We start from the raw sequence: 377 nt of genomic DNA, 5'->3' as shown, positions 1-377 counted from the left end.
CGTGATCTGATCCTTCAACTCAGCAAAAGTTCGATTTATTCAACAAAGCCCAAAACACCCTGCAGGGTCAGATCTTATTTATTATCCGGAAACGGAAAAAGAAGGAGTTGATAATATAACCAGTAAAATAATAACCCGGCGAAAGATAAACAATAATCCTCTGATCAGGAGCTAAAATGGGCCTGAAACTTCACATGAAATGCTTCGATCTGCTTACTGAGCGGTGTATCTGTAAAGACTACTCTGATAACCTGGGTAATGATGGTTCCGTCATGGAATTTATTAATGCTAATGTACGCATACATTAGCATTAATGTTATGGATACCTAAATAGCTGTTCCGAATAATAGATCACTTTGAGGGAACTCAGCCCGGAT

2 protein-coding genes are annotated in these 377 nt (G+C 38.7%); both read left to right on the top strand.

Annotated elements, in window-relative coordinates; translation table 11 throughout:
- The first annotated feature begins 37 nt into the window (after positions 1-37).
- A complete protein-coding gene (locus IBT46_RS27825) occupies positions 38-175 on the top strand; it encodes a hypothetical protein (protein WP_370569566.1) in 138 nt (45 codons plus the stop codon).
- Between the two features lies 1 nt (position 176).
- Positions 177-308 (top strand): colicin E3-like toxin immunity protein, encoded by a 132-nt coding sequence (locus IBT46_RS27820; protein ID WP_200548136.1) that lies wholly within the window; start codon positions 177-179, stop codon positions 306-308.
- Positions 309-377: the final 69 nt, after the last annotated feature.

The sequence above is a fragment of the Erwinia sp. S38 genome (assembly GCF_016624545.1).
GTDB classification, from domain to species: domain Bacteria; phylum Pseudomonadota; class Gammaproteobacteria; order Enterobacterales; family Enterobacteriaceae; genus Erwinia; species Erwinia coffeiphila.
The sequence above is the reverse complement of the archived record's forward strand: the minus strand, read 5'-3'. Positions and strand labels throughout refer to the sequence as shown.